The 14,867-nt window shown below is 62.3% G+C and carries 16 protein-coding genes; 8 read left to right on the top strand and 8 right to left on the bottom strand.

Annotated elements, in window-relative coordinates; all coding sequences use genetic code 11:
• The first annotated feature begins 86 nt into the window (after nt 1-86).
• A complete protein-coding gene (locus DMX12_RS15485) occupies nt 87-908 on the top strand; it encodes a shikimate 5-dehydrogenase (RefSeq protein WP_009686468.1) in 822 nt (273 codons plus the stop codon).
• Between the two features lie 73 nt (nt 909-981).
• Here DMX12_RS15485 and DMX12_RS15480 read toward each other — a convergent pair whose 3' ends face one another.
• The 3 genes from DMX12_RS15480 to DMX12_RS15470 form a co-directional block, all read right to left on the bottom strand.
• On the bottom strand, nt 982-1,224 hold the full coding sequence (locus DMX12_RS15480; protein ID WP_009686469.1) for a hypothetical protein: 243 nt from the start codon (nt 1,222-1,224) through the stop codon (nt 982-984).
• An 84-nt stretch (nt 1,225-1,308) separates the two neighbouring features.
• Entirely contained in the window at nt 1,309-1,836 is a 528-nt protein-coding gene (gene gloA, locus DMX12_RS15475) for a lactoylglutathione lyase (RefSeq protein WP_110678503.1), read from the bottom strand.
• Nucleotides 1,837-2,062: 226 nt separating this feature from the next.
• Nucleotides 2,063-2,422 (bottom strand): histone-like nucleoid-structuring protein, MvaT/MvaU family, encoded by a 360-nt coding sequence (locus DMX12_RS15470; protein ID WP_110678501.1) that lies wholly within the window; start codon nt 2,420-2,422, stop codon nt 2,063-2,065.
• A 360-nt stretch (nt 2,423-2,782) separates the two neighbouring features.
• Between DMX12_RS15470 and DMX12_RS15465 the strand changes: the two genes are divergently transcribed.
• Nucleotides 2,783-4,072 (top strand): OprD family porin, encoded by a 1,290-nt coding sequence (locus tag DMX12_RS15465; protein ID WP_110678499.1) that lies wholly within the window; start codon nt 2,783-2,785, stop codon nt 4,070-4,072.
• A 68-nt stretch (nt 4,073-4,140) separates the two neighbouring features.
• Nucleotides 4,141-4,890 (top strand): precorrin-6A synthase (deacetylating), encoded by a 750-nt coding sequence (cobF, locus tag DMX12_RS15460; RefSeq protein WP_110678497.1) that lies wholly within the window; start codon nt 4,141-4,143, stop codon nt 4,888-4,890.
• 61 nt (nt 4,891-4,951) lie between these two features.
• On the opposite strand, the gene DMX12_RS15455 is transcribed toward cobF, so the two are convergent.
• Both DMX12_RS15455 and DMX12_RS29300 read right to left on the bottom strand, forming a co-directional pair.
• Nucleotides 4,952-5,302, bottom strand: coding sequence for a response regulator (locus DMX12_RS15455; protein ID WP_110678495.1), 351 nt, complete (start codon nt 5,300-5,302; stop codon nt 4,952-4,954).
• An 82-nt stretch (nt 5,303-5,384) separates the two neighbouring features.
• Nucleotides 5,385-5,552 (bottom strand): hypothetical protein, encoded by a 168-nt coding sequence (locus DMX12_RS29300; protein WP_154211004.1) that lies wholly within the window; start codon nt 5,550-5,552, stop codon nt 5,385-5,387.
• Here DMX12_RS29300 and DMX12_RS15450 point away from each other — a divergent pair.
• The 5 genes from DMX12_RS15450 to DMX12_RS15430 are packed head-to-tail and all read left to right on the top strand — an operon-like array spanning nt 5,551 to nt 12,051.
• Entirely contained in the window at nt 5,551-9,018 is a 3,468-nt protein-coding gene (locus tag DMX12_RS15450; RefSeq protein WP_047149658.1) for a response regulator, read from the top strand. The two genes, DMX12_RS29300 and DMX12_RS15450, sit on opposite strands and share 2 nt — an antisense overlap.
• On the top strand, nt 9,015-9,836 hold the full coding sequence (locus DMX12_RS15445; protein WP_009686478.1) for a protein-glutamate O-methyltransferase CheR: 822 nt from the start codon (nt 9,015-9,017) through the stop codon (nt 9,834-9,836). Before DMX12_RS15450 ends, DMX12_RS15445 begins: the two co-directional genes overlap by 4 nt.
• Nucleotides 9,833-10,408 (top strand): chemotaxis protein CheB, encoded by a 576-nt coding sequence (locus DMX12_RS15440; RefSeq protein ID WP_110678493.1) that lies wholly within the window; start codon nt 9,833-9,835, stop codon nt 10,406-10,408. The genes DMX12_RS15445 and DMX12_RS15440 overlap by 4 nt, the downstream gene beginning before the upstream one ends.
• Nucleotides 10,402-11,628, top strand: coding sequence for a hybrid sensor histidine kinase/response regulator (locus tag DMX12_RS15435; RefSeq protein ID WP_110678491.1), 1,227 nt, complete (start codon nt 10,402-10,404; stop codon nt 11,626-11,628). The genes DMX12_RS15440 and DMX12_RS15435 overlap by 7 nt, the downstream gene beginning before the upstream one ends.
• 45 nt (nt 11,629-11,673) lie before the next feature.
• Entirely contained in the window at nt 11,674-12,051 is a 378-nt protein-coding gene (locus DMX12_RS15430) for a response regulator (RefSeq protein ID WP_009686481.1), read from the top strand.
• Between the two features lie 48 nt (nt 12,052-12,099).
• Here DMX12_RS15430 and DMX12_RS15425 read toward each other — a convergent pair whose 3' ends face one another.
• Genes DMX12_RS15425 through DMX12_RS15415 form a run of 3 tightly spaced genes read right to left on the bottom strand, consistent with a single transcriptional unit; the run spans nt 12,100 to nt 14,739 of the window.
• Nucleotides 12,100-12,681: a TetR/AcrR family transcriptional regulator gene (locus tag DMX12_RS15425; RefSeq protein ID WP_110678489.1), complete on the bottom strand. Its 582-nt coding sequence runs from the start codon at nt 12,679-12,681 to the stop codon at nt 12,100-12,102.
• Between the two features lie 12 nt (nt 12,682-12,693).
• A complete protein-coding gene (locus tag DMX12_RS15420; protein WP_110678487.1) occupies nt 12,694-13,542 on the bottom strand; it encodes a 3-hydroxybutyryl-CoA dehydrogenase in 849 nt (282 codons plus the stop codon).
• A gap of 12 nt (nt 13,543-13,554) precedes the next feature.
• Entirely contained in the window at nt 13,555-14,739 is a 1,185-nt protein-coding gene (locus DMX12_RS15415) for an acetyl-CoA C-acyltransferase family protein (RefSeq protein ID WP_110678485.1), read from the bottom strand.
• Nucleotides 14,740-14,867 lie beyond the last annotated feature (128 nt).

The raw sequence follows: 14,867 nt of genomic DNA, 5'->3' as shown, positions 1-14,867 counted from the left end.
GCAATGGTAAAGGTTGTGTAAGGGACGACCAGCGGTTGCCTCTGGTACGCTGCACAAACGTTTCAGTCATGACTCAGGAGCAGGCTATGTCGACAACTCCCGGCAGGGATACCGTGCTGTGCATTTCCCTGGCAGGCCGACCCGGTACATTCGGCGTGCGCTTTCACAACCACCTGTACCAACAGTTGGGCCTGGACTTTTACTACAAGGCCATGCGTACCGACGACCTGCCGGCCGCGGTAGCGGGAATTCGAGCCTTGGGCATACGCGGGTGTGGGGTATCGATGCCATACAAGGAAGCGTGCATGGCGCTGGTAGACGAGATCGACCCGTCGGCAGCGGCCATTGAGTCGGTCAACACCTTGGTGAACACCAACGGTCGCCTCACAGCCTACAACACCGACTATCTGGCCGTACGCCAGTTGTTGACCCGGCACCAGGTCGACCCGGCAACCGCTTTCGCCCTGCGCGGCAGCGGCGGTATGGCCAAGGCTGTTGCCAGCGCCTTGCGCGATGCCGGCTTTGCCGAAGGCACCATCGTCGCGCGTAATGCCCAGGCGGGGCAGCAGCTGGCGGATATGTGCGGCTACCGCTGGCTGCCAGAACTCGGCGATATCTGCCCGCCGATGCTGGTGAATGTCACGCCAATCGGCATGGCGGGGGGCGCAGAAGCTGAAGAGCTGGCGTTTTCGGACATCGCCATCGCTGCTGCAGAGCGGGTGTTCGATGTGGTGGCCATGCCCGCGCAAACACCGTTGATTCGCCGCGCCCAAGCGCTGGGCAAGCCCGTGATTACCGGGCTCGAGGTGATTGCGCTGCAGGCGCTGGAGCAGTTCGTGCTGTACACAGGTGTGAGGCCGACGCCAGCGCAAGTCGATGCCGCCGTGGCGTACGCTCGCGATATCTGATTGCACCAGCAGCGGCCTCTTCGCGGTATGGCAGCGGTGCTGGCGAAGAGGCCGTTACAGGCCAAGGGGGCAATCAGAACACCTTGGTGCCGGCGTCCAGTTGCTGGTCGACCAGCGCTCGACCGTGGGCCAGTGACACATGCTGGGCACGCTCCAGGTCGGAGAAGAACTTCATCGGCATCGACAGGCGCCTGCTGGTATGGCCATCAGGGGCGGTGATCAGGCAACCGGCGGCGTAGGGCAGGGGCGAGTCAGGATGGGGCATCACGCTGGCGGTGATGGTGTGCTTGCGGTATTCACAGTGAAGGGATTGCATGGTTCTTACCTCGCTGTGGCATGGGAAGCAATTACCTTCATATACCACAGCAAGGGGGCGGTGGTTCCCGCCCCCGACGAACGCTTAGCCTGCCAGGTCGGCCGGCTGAATCACTTCGACCCAGTAGCCATCCGGGTCCTTGATGAACGCCAGGTGGTTCATGCGCCCGTCCTGCAGGCGCTTCTGGAACGGTACACCCAGCGCCTCGAAGCGCGCACAGGCGACGCGTACATCGGGTACCGACACGCAGATGTGACCGAAGCCGCGTGGGTCGGTATTGCCATCGTGATAGGCGAAATCGGCGTCGTTTTCGGTGCCGTGGTTGTGGGTGAGCTCCAGCACGCCAGGGATCGATTTCATCCACTGGTGACGGGCGGCATCATCGGCGGGGATCTGCGCCGGGTCGACCAGGGCCAGGAAGTACAGGCTGAAAGCGGCTTCGGGGAAATCACGCTTGTCTACTACGCGAAAGCCCAGCACACGGGTGTAGAAGTCCAGCGACTTTTGAATGTCCTTGACCCGCAGCATGGTGTGGTTGAAGACGAATTGGGCGGTGGCGGCGTCAGGTTGTGCGGTGACACCAGGCAAGGTTTGCAGATCGTGCAGGCTCATGGGAACTCCTGAGGCAGGGCCGGGCACGGGGCGCCGGCAAAACAGACAGGCTGGCCATGATACGTCAGTGCGCCGATTGCGCAAATGAAAGCGCCCTGCACGAGTGCAGGGCGCTGGAATTAGAGGCCCGCATGTGCGGGCGCGTGATGGGGTCGCTAGTCCTTTAGCTGCCTCGATACTGAGCCAGCCCTTGTGAAAAAAGTGTGAAGCACATGTTGATGTTTCATCAGCGAGCCCAGCTTTCCACCTCGGCGGCGCCATACTGCTCTTTCCAGGCTTTGAGGCCGCGGTGGTTGCCGCCTTTGGTCTCGATCCGCTCGCCGGTCTCGGGGTGTGTGTAAACCTTCACCACCCGCGGGCGACGGTGCTGTTTGGGGGCAGGGCTGGTGGTGCGCGCCCCGGCTTTGGGGTCAAGTATGGCAATGACATCGCGCAGGCTTTTGTCGTAGCTCTTCATCAGGTTGACGAGTTTCTGCTCGAACTCGATTTCGCGTTTTAACCCGGCATCCTTTTTCAACGCTTCCAGTTGCGCCATCTGTTCCTGGAGCGCTTTTTCCGCAGCACGAAACTCTGCAAGTCTGGACACTGTAATCACTCCTGTACGTCGGCTGTGGCAGGGCGTGACGAACATTGAAACGCATGAATACGCCGGCCACGCAGGTGGGTTTTACTGTTCGTTGATAGCGAGTGTAGTCACACATTGGGGCGGGGTGAACTGCTAACTTATTGCAAATAAGCGGGGAACTTTCCTAGTTGCCCATGCGCGATACAGGCGACTCGCCGAAGCGGCCTGGCAGGGCGCTTAGACCATAGTCCAATGGCCCGTGCCAGAGCCATTGCGCGATCATTTCAAAGTATGGCTGGCTGTTGCGCGGTCATGTCTCATTACCGTGGCAAGTCTGTGCCGCCGGTTGTCAACCCGCTTTGAATCTGGATGTTTCCCTGCATGTTTTCCCCCTATCCTCTCGCCCCGGGGCGTCGTGTTGCCGGCCTGTTCCTGTTATGTGCCGGTGCCAACGCCCAGGCTGGCGGTTTTCTTGAAGACAGCAGTGCCAAGGTTGAAGCACGCACTGTCTACTTCAACCGGGATTTCCGTGACGGCCACAGCAGTTCCGGCCAAGGGGCATCCAAGCGAGAAGAGTGGGCCCAGGGCTTTATCCTCAATGTACAGTCGGGTTACACCGAAGGCTTGGTAGGGTTCGGTGTGGATGCGCTGGGCATGTTCGGTGTGAAGTTGGACTCCAGCCCCGCCGACAGTAACAGCGGCTTGCTGCCGTCTTCCGGGCACAACCCGCGGCACTCCGCCGACCAGTATGCAAAGATGGGCCTGGCGGCCAAGGTCAAAGTTTCCAACACGGTGCTCAAATACGGTTCGATGATGCCGGATGTGCCCCTGCTCAAGTACAACGATGGCCGCCTGCTGCCGACGATGTTCCAGGGCGCCATGCTGACCTCCGAGGAACGCCGCGATCTGAAGTTCACCCTGGCACGCCTGGATCGGTACACCGCAAGGGATTCAACCGACCGCCAAAACATTCGCGTGCATTGCAAGAACAAGCGTTACGCCTGCGACATCGAAGCCGACCACTTCGACCTCGCCGGGGTCGATTACCGGGTCAACGAGCGTTTCGGAGCCCAGTATCAAGTGGCCAGGCTGGAGAACATCTATCGCCAGCAGTATTTCGGCCTGGTGGCCAGCCAACCGCTGCCGGTGGGCAGCCTTGCTGCCGACCTGCGGCTGATCAAAAGCGACGACATCGGCAACGCCCGCGCGGGTGCGATCGACCACCGCGCCGTCAGCGGCATGCTCGGCTACAGCCTGGGTGGTCACAAGCTCAGTGCTGGCTGGCAGCGCATGTATGGCGACAGCGCCATGCCCTACCTGGATGGCAGCAACCCGTACCTGGTCAACTATGCACAGGTCAATGATTTTGCCGCGGCCCAGGAGCGCTCCTGGCAAGTGCGCTATGACTATGACTTCAAGGCGTTGGGTGTGCCTGGCCTTACGTTCTTCACCCGGTACATCAACGGTGACCATATCCAGGTGCCAGGCAGCCATGCCGAAGGCAAGGAGTGGGAGCGCGACAGCGAGCTCAAGTACCAAGTGCAAAGTGGCACGTTCAAGGACGTCAGCGTGCGTTTGCGTAATTCCACCTACCGCAGCAACTATGAGCGCTGGGCGCGGGATATGGACGAAACGCGGGTGATCGTCAGCTACAACTTCTCGCTGCTCTGAACGGGTGCTTTGCCAGCGGCCTGGTGGCGCCCGACAATGGCTGCTGAACAGCACCGGAGGGCAGCACAATGAAACAGCTGTTGTTGATCGGCATCGGCCCGGGTGACCCACGCCAGGTCACGTACGAAGCCGTCGACGGGTTGCGCCAGGCCCACGTGTTCTTCGTGCTCGACAAGGGCAGCGTCAAGAACGAGCTGGTGCAGCTGCGCAAGGCCATCCTGCAGCGGTACCGCCCCGAGGGCGGCTATCGGCTGGTTGAGGTCGCCGACCCGCTGCGCGATGGGCAGGCCGACGCGTATGTGCAGGCGGTACAGGACTGGCACGTACAACGTGCAGCGCTGTATGCGCAACTGATCGAACAGGAACTCGGCGACGGCGAAACCGGCGCCTTTCTGCTGTGGGGCGAGCCCACGCTCTATGACAGCACCTTGCGCATCCTCGACCTGGTCTGCGAGCGAGTTGGCGCCCTGCACCTGCAGGTCATTCCGGGCATCAGCAGCGTGCAGGCACTGGCGGCGCGCCACCGTGTTGCGCTCAACCGCATTGGCGAACCGCTGACCGTGCTGCCTGGTCGGCGTCTGGCCGGGCAGGGGAGTATCGACAATGTGGTGGTGATGCTCGATGGGCAGTGCGCGTTCGCGGCTATCGATGACCCGGCCTTGACGATTTACTGGGGCGCTTACCTAGGCACGGCTGACGAACGGCTGATCGCCGGGCCGCTGCAGGCGGTGAAGGCGCAGATTCTTGAAGTGCGTGCGCGGGAAAGGGCGCGCAAAGGGTGGATCATGGACACCTACCTGTTGCGCAGGGAGCTGTAACGGGCACCGTATTTTCTGCCCCTGCGCTGCCTGCGCGCTGGTCAAGCGGGCGTCGCCGATTTCAGGCAGGGGCGAGAATAGCCGTCACCTTGTCGCGCAGCTGGTCGATGCTGAACGGCTTGCCGATCATGTGCATGCCCTCCGGTACATCAATGTTTTCGGCGTAGCCACTGGCGAACAGCACCGGCAACAGTGGCCGCAGTTCGCGTGCCTTGGCTGCCAGCGCCTCGCCGCGCATGTCCGGCAGGCCCACGTCCGTCATCATCAGCGCCAACGGCTGGCGCTGGTCTTCCAATACCTCGAGCGCCGCGGTGGCATTTTCCGCCTCGATCACCGAGTAGCCCAAATCGCCGAGCACTTCGAGCATCAGCATACGTACGATCTCGTCGTCTTCGACTACCAAAAGGTGCATGGTTCGGGTCCTGTGCAATTGAATGTCTATGATCTGTGCACAAGGCGACAGCAGAAGTTCCCGAGGATACCGATACTTGCAATCAGATGGAACGATTGGCACACAGCACTTTCAAATACTGGCTAAATGCCCTGCCAGAGCCGCTAAAGCTGGTTAGACTTCGCTTGTCGGCACGGCGCAGCGGCACATAACCATAACGATTGTTCCGCCATTCTTTTCCATGGATTTTCTTGCTCGGGCGTTTTCTCATGATTCAAGCAGCCTCGATGGACCAGCGCAGCTTCCGCAAGCTGTTGAGCCGCAACATCGGCCTTCCTTTGGGGGTGGGCCTGCTGGGTGCCGTGGCGTTCGTCGCGGTGATCAACTACCTGCTCTCGGCCATGCAATGGGTCGAACACACCGACCGGGTCATTGGCAATGCCAACGAAGCGGTGAAGCTGTCGATCGACATGGAAACCGGCATGCGCGGCTTCCTGCTGACGGGTGACGAGCGCTTCCTCGACCCCTATGAGGTGGCCAAGCCGCGCATTCTCAGCAGCTTGCAGGGCCTGAAAGGCATGGTCGAGGACAACCCGCAGCAAGTTGACCGTATCGACCGGCTGATCGCCTTGCAGCAAGCCTGGAATGACTTCGGCAGCGGCATGATCACCCTGCGCCGCAATGACGGCCCCTACCGGGAGCTGATCGGTAACGGCCGCGGCAAGCGCCTGACAGACGAGATTCGCAAGGAATTCGCCGACCTCATTGCCACCGAGCAGCAGTTGCGCATGGCACGCAACGAGAAGGTCAGCACCGTCACCGTAACCTCCATTTCGGCGTTCGTGCTGCTGATCGTTGGCCTCAGCGCCTTGCTGGCGTACCTGGGGCGCCGCGATCTGTTGGCGTTGTCCAGCAGTTACGACGACAACCTCAAGGCCCAGCAACGTTCTGCCGAGCGCCTGGAGCACCAGGCCTGGCTGCGCAACGGCCAGACCCAGCTGGCTCAACAAGTGCTTGGGCAGCTGACCCTGAACATGCTCGGCGACAACATTCTGCGGTTCTTTGCCTCTTACCTGGGCAGTGTGGTCGGGGCGTTGTACGTGCGCGACGAGCATGGCCGCCTGGTACGCGTTGCCTGCTATGGTCTGGATGCCGAAGAGCAGGCGCGCGAGCAGGTGCTGGGTGATGGTGAGGGCCTGCTGGCCCAGGCCGTGCGTGAAGGGCGGCTGCTGCGCCTGGACGACCTGCCGCAAGACTACTTCCAGCTCAGCTCCGGCCTGGGCAAGGGCTTGCCGCGCAGTGCACTGTTGATGCCGGCCAGCGACGGCGGGCAGATCAACGGCGTGCTCGAACTGGGCTTCCTGCGGCCGCTGCAGGCGCGGGACGACGAACTGTTGCAGCGCGTGGAGGGCAACCTGGGTATGTCCATCGAAAGCGCCCGTTACCGCCAGCGCTTGCAGGAAGTCCTGGCCGAAACCCAGCAATTGAACGAAGAATTGCAGGTGCAGCAGGAAGAGCTGAAAACCGCCAACGAAGAGCTGGAGGAACAGTCCCGCGTGCTCAAGGAGTCCCAGGCCCACCTGGAAACCCAGCAAGCGGAACTGGAGCAGACCAACGAGCAGTTGTCCGACCGCACCGAAGCGCTGGACCGCAAGAACGAGGAGCTGACCCAGGCCCAGGAAGAGCTGCAGGCGCGCGCCGATGAGCTGCTGCGTTCGAGCAAGTACAAGTCCGAGTTCCTCGCCAACATGTCCCACGAATTGCGCACGCCGCTGAACAGTTCGCTGATTCTGGCCAAGCTGCTGGCCGAGAACGTTGAAGGCAACCTCAGCGGTGAGCAGGTCAAGTTCGCCGAGTCGATCTACTCGGCCGGCAACGACCTGCTCAACCTGATCAACGATATCCTCGACATCGCCAAGGTCGAGGCCGGCAAGCTTGAAGTGCGACCTGAAACCACCCACCTGGACCGCCTGGTCGAAGGCCTGCGCGACATGTTCGAGCCGTTGGCCGGGCAAAAGGGGCTGGCCTTCGAGGTCACCGCCCAGGCTCAGGTGCCTGCCACCCTGTTCACCGACCGCCAGCGACTGGAGCAGATCCTCAAGAACCTGCTGTCCAACGCCATCAAGTTCACCGAGCGCGGCCAGGTCAGCCTGAACATCGGCTACCAGCCAGACAGCGGCATCGTGTTTTCCGTGCGCGATAGCGGCATCGGCATCGCTGCCGACCAGCAGCAGGCAATCTTCGGTGCGTTCCACCAGGTCGATGGCACCAGCAACCGCCGGTATGGCGGGACTGGGCTGGGGCTGTCGATTTCCCGCGACCTTGCCCATTTGCTTGGCGGGCAGATCAGTGTCGAGAGCAGCCCCGGGCAGGGCAGTGTGTTCAGCCTGGTATTACCCGAACGCTACGAGAATCTGGAGCAGGAGGTCGAGCCCCTCAGCCTGCGCCCGGCTGTCGATACCCTGCCGCCAGTACCGCAACTCGCCACTGCCCAGGCGCCGAAGCTGCCGCAACTGGCCTTCACCGACGACCGTGACCGGGCGCCTTTCAGTAACCGCTGCATCCTGGTGATCGAAGACGAGCCGAACTTCGCCCGCATTCTCTTCGACCTGGCCCACGAGCTGGGTTACAGCTGCCTGGTGGCGCATGCGGCCGACGAAGGTTTCGAGCTGGCGGCCCGGTTCATACCCGATGCGATCCTGCTGGACATGCGCCTGCCTGACCATTCCGGCCTGACCGTGCTGCAACGCCTGAAGGAACAGGCCGATACCCGGCACATTCCGGTGCATATCATTTCCGTCGAGGACCGTGTCGAGGCCGCCATGCACATGGGGGCAGTGGGCTACGCCGTCAAACCCACCAGCCGCGAAGAGCTCAAGGAAGTTTTCGCGCGCCTGGAGGCCAAGCTGACGCAGAAGCTCAAGCACATTCTGCTGGTGGAAGATGACGACCTGCAGCGCGAAAGCATCGCCCGCCTGATCGGTGACGACGACGTCGAGATCACCGCCGTAGGCATGGCGCAGGAGGCCTTGGCACTGCTGCGGGAAAACATCTACGACTGCATGATCATCGACCTCAAGCTGCCAGACATGCTCGGTAACGAACTGCTCAAGCGCATGACTGCCGAAGATATCCGCGCCTTCCCGCCGGTGATCGTGTATACCGGCCGCAACCTGACCCGCGAAGAAGAAACCGACCTGCTCAAGTACTCGCGCTCGATCATCATCAAGGGCGCCCGCTCACCCGAGCGGCTGCTCGACGAAGTGACGCTGTTCCTGCACAAGGTCGAATCGCAGTTGTCCAACGAACGCCAGCGTATGCTGAAGACGGCGCGCAGCCGCGACAAAGTGTTCGAGGGGCGCAAGGTGCTGCTGGTAGATGACGATGTGCGTAATATCTTCGCCCTGACCAGTGCACTGGAGCACAAGGGCGCGATCGTCGAAATCGGCCGTAACGGCCGCGAGGCCATCGAGCGCCTGGAGCAGCATGACGACATCGACCTGGTGCTGATGGATGTGATGATGCCGGAAATGGACGGCTTCGAAGCCACCCGGCTGATCCGCCAGCAACCGCGCTGGCGCAAGCTGCCGATCATTGCGGTGACTGCCAAGGCCATGAAAGATGACCAGCACCGTTGCCTGCAGGCCGGCGCTAACGATTACCTGGCCAAACCGATCGACCTGGACCGCCTGTTCTCGCTGATCCGCGTATGGCTGCCGCAACTGGAGCGAATTTGACTAGCGAACGTAACACCGATATCGAGATCCGCTTGCTGATCGAGGCCATCTACCTCAAGTACAGCTATGATTTCCGCAATTACTCCGGCGCTTCGATCAAGCGCCGGATCCTGCATGCGCTGCGCCAGTTCGGTTGCCAGACGGTATCGGCCTTGCAGGAGCGCGTGCTGCACGACCCTGGCATGTTCATGCAGTTGCTGCAGTACCTGACGATTCCGGTCAGCGCGATGTTCCGCGACCCGGGCCATTTCCTGGCGCTGCGCACCGAGGTGGTGCCGCTGTTGCGCACCTGGCCATCGATCAAGGTGTGGATCGCCGGCTGCAGCACGGGCGAGGAGGTGTATTCGATGGCCATCCTGCTGCGCGAAGAAGGCCTGCTCGAGCGCACCATCATCTACGCCACCGACATCAACCCGCACTCGCTGGACAAAGCCAAGCAGGGCATCTACTCGATGCAGAACATGCTCGACTACGCCGAGAACTACCGCATCGCCGGTGGCCGCCGGGATTTCGCCGAGTACTACACGGCAGCCTATGGCAACGCGATCATGGACAGCACCCTGCGTGAAAACGTGACCTTCGCCGACCATAGCCTGGCCACCGACAGCGTGTTCTCCGAGACGCAGTTGGTGTCTTGCCGCAATGTGCTGATCTACTTCAACAAGGAGCTGCAGGACCGCGCCCTGGGCCTGTTCCATGAATCGCTGTGCCATCGCGGTTTTCTGGTGCTGGGCAGCAAGGAGTCGGTCGACTTTTCCGCTTACAGCGACGGTTTCGAGCCGCTGGTCAAGCCTGAACGGATCTATCGCAAATCATGAAGGGCGTACAAGCGGTGGTGATCGGCGCCTCGGCCGGCGGGGTGTCCGCGCTGTTCACCGTGCTAGGCGGGTTGCCGTCGGGGTTCGCCATTCCGGTAGTCTGTGTGTTGCACCTGCCGGATGACCGCCACAGCCAACTGGCCGAGGTGCTGCAACGCCGCCTGCTTCGTCCCGTGTCTGAGGCACGTGACAAGCAACCGCTGCGCCCTGGCCAGATCTACGTGGCCGGGCCGGGCTATCATTTATCGGTAGAACGCGACTTCACCCTGTCGTTGAGCCAGGAACCACCGGTGCATTTTTCCCGGCCGGCCATCGACTACCTGTTCATTTCCGCGGCCGATGCCTACGGTGCCGGCCTGCTTGGCGTGCTGCTCACCGGTGCCAATGAAGACGGTGCCCAGGGGTTGGCTTACATCAAGAACAGCGGCGGCCGGACCATCGTCCAGGACCCTCGCGACGCACAGGTGGCGCTGATGCCCGAGGCCGCCCTGGCCCTCCATCAGCCCGACCATATTCTTACCTTGAGTGGGATCGAGCAGTTGCTCGCCGCCCTGGAACCCAGCGCATGCTAAGCAACACTATCGCCAAACTGCTGATCGTCGACGACCTGCCAGAGAACCTGTTGGCCCTCGATGCCCTGATACAGGGCGAGGACCGTGAGGTGCACCAGGCCCAGTCTGCCGAAGCCGCCTTGTCGCTGTTGCTCGAACACGAGTTCGCGCTGGCTATTCTCGATGTGCAGATGCCGGGCATGAACGGCTTCGAACTGGCCGAACTGATGCGCGGTACGGAAAAAACCCGCCACATCCCTATCGTTTTCGTCACCGCAGCCGGGCGTGAAATGAACTACGCCTTCAAGGGCTACGAAAGTGGCGCCGTGGACTTCCTGCACAAACCGCTGGATACCGCTGCGGTGAAGAGCAAGGTGTCGGTGTTCGTCGATCTTTACCGCCAGCGCAAGGTGCTTGACCGCCAGTTGCAGGCGCTGGAGCGTAGCCGCCAGGAGCAGGAAGTGCTGCTGGGCCAGCTGCAGGCGGCGCGCGGTGAGCTGGAGCATGCGGTGCGCATGCGCGACGATTTCATGTCGATCGTGTCCCACGAGGTGCGTACCCCGCTCAACGGGCTCATCCTGGAAACCCAACTGCGCAAGCTGCACCTGGCGCGGGGCAACCTGGCGGCGTTCAGCGCCGACAAGCTGCAGGCCATGGTCGAGCGCGACGAGCGCCAGATCAACAGCCTGATCCGCCTGATCGAAGACATGCTCGATGTTTCGCGCATTCGTACCGGCAAGCTGTCGCTGCGGCCCAAAGCGTTCGACCTGAGCGAGCTGGTGCAGCGGTTGGTGGAGAATTTCACCGCCCAGGCCACGGCACTGGATACGTTCATCGAGTTGCAGCATTGCCAGCCACTGCAGGGGGAGTGGGACGAATTTCGGATTGAACAAGTACTGGCCAACCTGTTGTCCAATGCCTTGCGTTATGGTGAACGCAAACCGGTGCAGGTAAGGCTGTACGAGCAGGACGGCCTGGCGTGCGTGGAGGTGCAGGACCATGGCATTGGTATCGACATGGCTAACCAGCAACGTATCTTTCAGCAGTTCGAGCGCGTCGCAACTCAGCAAGCTACGGGTGGCCTGGGCTTGGGCCTGTATATTTCCGACCAGATCGTGCAAGCCCATGGCGGTCGGATTGTGGTGCAAAGCGAGGTGGGCAAAGGTGCGACCTTCACCCTGCAACTGCCCCTGGCTGCAGTGGAACAACTAAACGACCAGGCGTGGGCAACCTCTGCATAAGCCTGGGGTCTGATGGCCAACTGGAAGAATTTTCAAGGCGTTAACATGAGTGAAGATGCACAAGACGTAGTGCTGGTGGTCGAGGACGAACCAGCGATACGCATGATTCTGCGGGACTACCTGGCGGGCGAGGGCTACCACGTGCTGGTCGCCGAGGACGGTGAACAGGCGTTCGCCATTCTGGCCAGCAAGCCGCACCTGGACCTGATGGTGACCGACTTCCGCCTGCCGGGCGGGATCTCCGGGGTGGAAATCGCCGAGCCGGCGGTGAAGTTGCGGCCCGACCTGAAAGTGATCTTCATCAGCGGCTACCCCGCAGAGATCCTCGAGTCCGGAAGCCCGATCACCCGCAAGGCACCGATCCTGGCCAAGCCGTTCGACCTGGACACCTTGCACGAGCAGATTCAGGCACTGCTGCGCTGATACCCGTCAAGGCCCTGTCACCGGCGCGCGCTGACGGGCCGGTGCTGATCAACGCAAGGTCCGTTCCAGCCCACCCAGCAACATGCTCTCCATCAACACCAGCGCTTGCGCTTCAGGCAATGCCTGCAGCGCGCCGGGCAACTGGTTCAGCAGCGTTGCAACCACCTGCGCGGTGGCCACCAAGGCTGGCCCCTGCAGTTTCGCCTGCGGTGCAATCAGCCGCAACAGCCCGGCCTCATAACGCCCGCGCAACTGCGTCAGGCGTGCCTGCTGGGCCTCGCTCAGGCAACAGAAATCACGCTCAGCCAAACGAAACTGCAGCGGCCGTTCGGCATGCAACTGCCAATGCGCCGCGATCAGGCAATTCAAGGCTGAAGCGCCGCGGGCCATGGCCCGCCGCCCCTGGTCCAGCAGGGCCTGCAACTCCTCGTACAGTTCCTCGATCAAGTCGAACAGCAGGTCCTGCTTGCTGGGGAAGTGGTGGTACAGCGAGCCGGCCGTCAGCCCGACATGCGCGGCCAATTCGCGCATGCTGACCTGGCCAAAGCCTTTTTCGGCAAACAGCGCCATGGCCTGTTCACGTCGCTCTTCGAAATTGGCACAACGCATCGCGGCATTGATCGGGGGCATGGCGCCTGGGCCTCAGTAGGTGAAGAAGCCGCGGCCGCTCTTGCGCCCCAGCCAGCCGGCCGCCACCATCTCCTTGAGCAGCGGGGCAGGGCGGTACTTGCTGTCGTTGAAGCCCTCATGGAAGGCCTCCATGATCGCCAGCAAGGTGTCCAGGCCGATCAGGTCGGCCAGCGCCAGTGGGCCGATCGGCTGGTTGCAGCCAAGGCGCATGCCGGTGTCGATGTCCTCGGCGCTGGCCAGGCCTTCCTGGCGTACGAATATCGCTTCGTTGATCATCGGCACCAGGATGCGATTGACCACGAAGCCCGGCCGGTTGCCAGCAGTGATCGGGGTCTTGCCCAGCTTCTCTGTCACCAGCAATGCCTGGGCGTAGGTACCGTCGCTGGTCTGCAGGCCACGAATGATCTCGACCAGCGCCATCATCGGCACCGGGTTGAAGAAGTGCACGCCAATGAAGCGCTCGGGGTGCTCGATGCTGGCGGCCAACTGGGTCACCGACAGCGACGAGGTATTGGTCGCGATCAGGCAATCGGCGGCGACGTTGCTTGCCACCTGCTGCAGGATGCGTTGCTTGAGCTGCAGGTTCTCGGTGGCCGCTTCGATCACCATCTGCATCGTGGCCAGCTGGCCGTAGTCGGTGCTGGTGCGGATCCGGGTTTTGGCTGCCGCTGCCTGCTCGGCGGCGAGGGTCCCTTTGCTGACCTGGCGCTCGAGGTTCTTGCCTAGCGTTGCCACCCCGCGCTCCAGGGCGGCGTCGGCCACGTCCACCAGCAGCACCTGGTAGCCTGCCACCGCACACACTTGGGCGATGCCGTTGCCCATGGTGCCGGCGCCGATCACGGCGATCTGTTCAATGTTCATCTTTCAGTTTCCTCAAACCCGCTCGAAGACCACGGCGATGCCTTGGCCGCCACCTATGCACATGGTGGCCAGGGCGTAGCGCCCCTGAATGCGCTGCAATTCATGGATGGCCTTGGTGGCGATGATCGCGCCGGTGGCACCCACCGGGTGGCCCAGGGAAATGCCCGAACCGTTGGGGTTGACCTTTTCCGGGTCGAAGCCCAGTTCGCGGGCCACCGCGCAAGCCTGGGCGGCGAAGGCTTCGTTGGACTCGATCACATCCAGGTCCTGCACCTTCAGGCCGGTCTTCTCCAGCACCTTGCGGGTGGCGGGGATCGGCCCCAGGCCCATCAACTCGGGTTCCACCCCGGCGTGTGCGTAGCCCACCAGCCGGGCCAGTGGCTTGAGGCCCAGGCGCCGCACCGCGTCACCGCTGGCCAGCACCAGACCAGCGGCGCCGTCGTTGATGCCACTGGCGTTACCGGCAGTCACGGTGCCGTCTTTCTTGAACACCGGCTTCATGCCGGCCAGTTGCTCGGCCGTGACCTCACCGCGCACATGTTCATCGACACTGAACTGCACGCTGCCTTTGCGGGTTTTGAGTTCCAACGGCACGATCTGGCTGGTGAAGCGGCCCTCGGCAATGGCGCGAGCGGCCCGGCGCTGGCTGGTCAGGGCCAGCTCGTCCTGCATTTCGCGGGTAATACCCTGGCTGGCCGAGACGTTCTCGGCGGTGATGCCCATGTGGAAGTGCTGGAAGGGGTCGTGCAGTACCCCGACGGTGTAGTCGATGCCTTGCAGGTCACCCATGCGCGCGCCCCAGCGTGCCTGTGGCAGCAGGTAAGGGCCGCGGCTCATGGACTCGGCGCCAGCGGCAATGGCCACGTCGGTGTCGCCCAGCAGCAGCCCTTGGGCCGCCGAAACAATGGCCTGCAGGCCCGAGCCACACAGGCGGTTGACATTGAACGCCGGCGTTCCCTTGGGGATGCCGGCGTTCATGGCCGCAACCCGCGCCAGGTAGGCATCACGGGGTTCGGTAGGGATCACCGTGCCCATTACCACGTGGCCGATCTGTTCGGCGGCCAGCCCCGAGCGCTCGATGGCGGCGCGGGTGATGGCGCTGGCCAGGTCGGCCAGCGGCAGGTCCTTGAGGGAGCCGCCAAAGCCACCGATGGCTGAACGGACGGCACTGACGACGTAGATTTCTGCGCTGCTCATAGAGGCTCCGATTGCATAGGCATGGCGGGACTGGGCCAGGCTCTGCGAGAATGGCCGGCGAGGTCCCGAAGTGGGTCCGAGTCTAGGCAAAGGCTCTGTTGCAGCCTATGCCGGAACTGTTCAAACAA

Origin of the sequence: Pseudomonas sp. MB-090624 (assembly GCF_003205245.1) — a bacterium.
GTDB classification, from domain to species: domain Bacteria; phylum Pseudomonadota; class Gammaproteobacteria; order Pseudomonadales; family Pseudomonadaceae; genus Aquipseudomonas; species Aquipseudomonas juntendi.
The sequence above is the reverse complement of the archived record's forward strand: the minus strand, read 5'-3'. Positions and strand labels throughout refer to the sequence as shown.

Coding starts and splice junctions, on each gene's coding strand:
- DMX12_RS15425 (WP_110678489.1), bottom strand. CDS start 12,681: ATGCCCCCGATCAATGCCGCGATGCGTTGTGCCAATTTCGAAGAGCGA.
- DMX12_RS15440 (WP_110678493.1), top strand. CDS start 9,833: ATGAAGGGCGTACAAGCGGTGGTGATCGGCGCCTCGGCCGGCGGGGTG.
- cobF (WP_110678497.1), top strand. CDS start 4,141: ATGAAACAGCTGTTGTTGATCGGCATCGGCCCGGGTGACCCACGCCAG.
- DMX12_RS15465 (WP_110678499.1), top strand. CDS start 2,783: ATGTTTTCCCCCTATCCTCTCGCCCCGGGGCGTCGTGTTGCCGGCCTG.
- DMX12_RS15485 (WP_009686468.1), top strand. CDS start 87: ATGTCGACAACTCCCGGCAGGGATACCGTGCTGTGCATTTCCCTGGCA.
- DMX12_RS15450 (WP_047149658.1), top strand. CDS start 5,551: ATGATTCAAGCAGCCTCGATGGACCAGCGCAGCTTCCGCAAGCTGTTG.
- DMX12_RS15415 (WP_110678485.1), bottom strand. CDS start 14,739: ATGAGCAGCGCAGAAATCTACGTCGTCAGTGCCGTCCGTTCAGCCATC.
- DMX12_RS15430 (WP_009686481.1), top strand. CDS start 11,674: ATGAGTGAAGATGCACAAGACGTAGTGCTGGTGGTCGAGGACGAACCA.
- gloA (WP_110678503.1), bottom strand. CDS start 1,836: ATGAGCCTGCACGATCTGCAAACCTTGCCTGGTGTCACCGCACAACCT.
- DMX12_RS15455 (WP_110678495.1), bottom strand. CDS start 5,302: ATGCACCTTTTGGTAGTCGAAGACGACGAGATCGTACGTATGCTGATG.
- DMX12_RS15480 (WP_009686469.1), bottom strand. CDS start 1,224: ATGCAATCCCTTCACTGTGAATACCGCAAGCACACCATCACCGCCAGC.
- DMX12_RS15435 (WP_110678491.1), top strand. CDS start 10,402: ATGCTAAGCAACACTATCGCCAAACTGCTGATCGTCGACGACCTGCCA.
- DMX12_RS15420 (WP_110678487.1), bottom strand. CDS start 13,542: ATGAACATTGAACAGATCGCCGTGATCGGCGCCGGCACCATGGGCAAC.
- DMX12_RS29300 (WP_154211004.1), bottom strand. CDS start 5,552: ATGAGAAAACGCCCGAGCAAGAAAATCCATGGAAAAGAATGGCGGAAC.